General features: G+C 36.4%; 4 protein-coding genes. 3 read left to right on the top strand and 1 reads right to left on the bottom strand.

What is annotated here, in order from left to right; translation table 11 throughout:
- The 3 genes from A194_RS19925 to yajC form a co-directional block, all read left to right on the top strand.
- A partial coding sequence (locus A194_RS19925) for an S-adenosylmethionine:tRNA ribosyltransferase-isomerase (RefSeq protein WP_192808119.1) occupies nucleotides 1-136 on the top strand: 136 nt, incomplete at its 5' end.
- A 16-nt stretch (nucleotides 137-152) separates the two neighbouring features.
- Nucleotides 153-1,289, top strand: a complete 1,137-nt coding sequence (gene tgt, locus A194_RS0115995) for a tRNA guanosine(34) transglycosylase Tgt (RefSeq protein ID WP_017187787.1) — start codon at nucleotides 153-155, stop codon at nucleotides 1,287-1,289.
- Nucleotides 1,290-1,306: 17 nt separating this feature from the next.
- Nucleotides 1,307-1,564, top strand: a complete 258-nt coding sequence (gene yajC / locus A194_RS0115990) for a preprotein translocase subunit YajC (RefSeq protein ID WP_017187786.1) — start codon at nucleotides 1,307-1,309, stop codon at nucleotides 1,562-1,564.
- Nucleotides 1,565-1,647: 83 nt separating this feature from the next.
- Here yajC and A194_RS0115985 read toward each other — a convergent pair whose 3' ends face one another.
- A complete protein-coding gene (locus A194_RS0115985; protein WP_017187785.1) occupies nucleotides 1,648-2,028 on the bottom strand; it encodes a TIGR04086 family membrane protein in 381 nt (126 codons plus the stop codon).
- Between the last annotated feature and the right edge of the window lie 98 nt (nucleotides 2,029-2,126).

Raw genomic sequence — 2,126 nt, 5'->3', positions numbered from 1 at the left:
CCATTTACCGAAATCAACATTAATAATGCTCGTCAGCGCATTTGCAACGAAAGAATTAATTATGTCAGCCTATCAAGAGGCAATTGAACAGCGTTATCGTTTCTTTAGCTTTGGCGATGCGATGTTAATACTTTAAACATAGGAGAATGAATATGGCAATCACGTATGAACTGATTAAAACTTGTAAACAAACAGGAGCTCGTCTCGGTAAGGTACACACTCCTCATGGCTCATTTGAAACACCTGTGTTCATGCCAGTTGGGACTTTAGCAACTGTTAAAACGATGGCACCTGAAGAATTAAAAGAAATCGGTGCAAATATTATATTATCAAATACGTACCATCTATGGTTACGTCCTGGTGAAGATGTCGTAGAAGAAGCAGGAGGCCTTCATAAATTTATGAATTGGGACGGCTCAATTCTAACTGACTCTGGAGGATTCCAAGTCTTTAGTTTAAGCGATATGCGTCAAATTGAAGAAGAAGGTGTTCACTTTAGGAACCATATTAGTGGTGCGAAACTGTTTTTATCACCTGAAAAAGCGATGCACATTCAAAATTCATTAGGTTCTGATATTATGATGGCATTTGATGAATGTCCACCGTACCCTGCATCATATGATTATATGAAGGCATCTGTAGAAAGGACAAGCCGTTGGGCTGAGCGTTGCTTAGAAGCCCATCAAAAACCTGGGCAACAAGGGTTATTTGGTATTATTCAAGGTGGCGAGTATGAAGAGTTACGTAAACAAAGTGCAAGAGACTTAACTAGCCTAGACTTTCCTGGATATGCCATTGGTGGTTTGTCAGTTGGTGAGCCAAAAGATGTTATGAATAAGGTGTTAGATTTTACAACACCTTTATTACCTGATGAGAAACCTAGATATTTAATGGGAGTGGGCTCTCCTGATTCATTAGTAGATGGTGCGATGCGTGGTGTGGATATGTTTGACTGTGTATTACCAACACGTATTGCAAGAAATGGGACATGTATGACGTCAAATGGTCGTCTAGTTGTTAGAAATGCTAAATTTGCTAAAGATTTTACACCAATTGATGAAAACTGTGATTGTTATACGTGTCGTAATTATACAAAAGCCTACATTCGTCACTTAATTAAAGCGAATGAAACGTTAGGAATAAGATTAACTACTTATCATAACCTATACTTTTTGGTAAAATTAATGGGACAAGTGAGAAATGCCATCAAAGAAGATCGCTTAGGTGATTTTCGTGATGAGTTTTTTGAACAATATGGTTTTAATAAACCAGATGCAAAAAACTTTTAGAAAGGAGGTCGTAATAGATGGATTTACTAATGACGTTAATGCCAATCCTTTTATTTGTACTATTGTTCTGGGCTATTTTAATTCGCCCACAACAAAAGCGTCAAAAGCAAATTACAGAGATGCAAAATAACCTACAAAAAGGTGATGAAATTATCACTATTGGCGGTATGCATGGTACTGTACATGCGCTAGATGAAGGTACAGTAGTGTTAGAGGTTAATGATGGACAGAAGCTTACATACGATCGTACCTCAGTTCGTGAAAAGAAAGCATAATAAAAACAGGTTGGACATTCCAACCTGTTTTTTATTTATTTCTAAAGTTAAGTTTCTTAGGCTATAAGCTATTTTTTCAAATGTTAATAAGCTTCACTTCTTCTTTGCATATTAACGCCCAAAATACTACCCGTAACTGTAGCTACGATGAATATTAAGAAATATAAAATTTGATAGCTTTGGATCCATGAATCATGTGCCAAAAATTGATAAAGCATAATCCCTACAACATAAACGACACCAACTATAGCACCTGTCACCCAACCTTTATGAACTGTCATCCTGCCAGATATAAACCCACCAATTAGCATAATGACAATGCTAGTAATAAAAGTGACCCATTGAAGTGTACTAGCCGCCATCCAATCGAAATTAATAAATAAAGCAAATACTAAACTTGCAACTAACATAAGTACTAGAATGGCTGTTAATCCGTAAAAAGTTGCTTTAAGACGCTCATTCATAAAAAAATCCCCCTTTAACAATTTGTGCCTAACTACTTAAACCAAGGCATAAGCTGTCCATTGTTGTCCTATTGGTATAAAACTATGCATGTTTCTAA

It is taken from the genome of Alkalibacillus haloalkaliphilus C5 (assembly GCF_000269905.1).
GTDB lineage: Bacteria > Bacillota > Bacilli > Bacillales > Alkalibacillaceae > Alkalibacillus > Alkalibacillus haloalkaliphilus_A.
The sequence above is the reverse complement of the archived record's forward strand: the minus strand, read 5'-3'. Positions and strand labels throughout refer to the sequence as shown.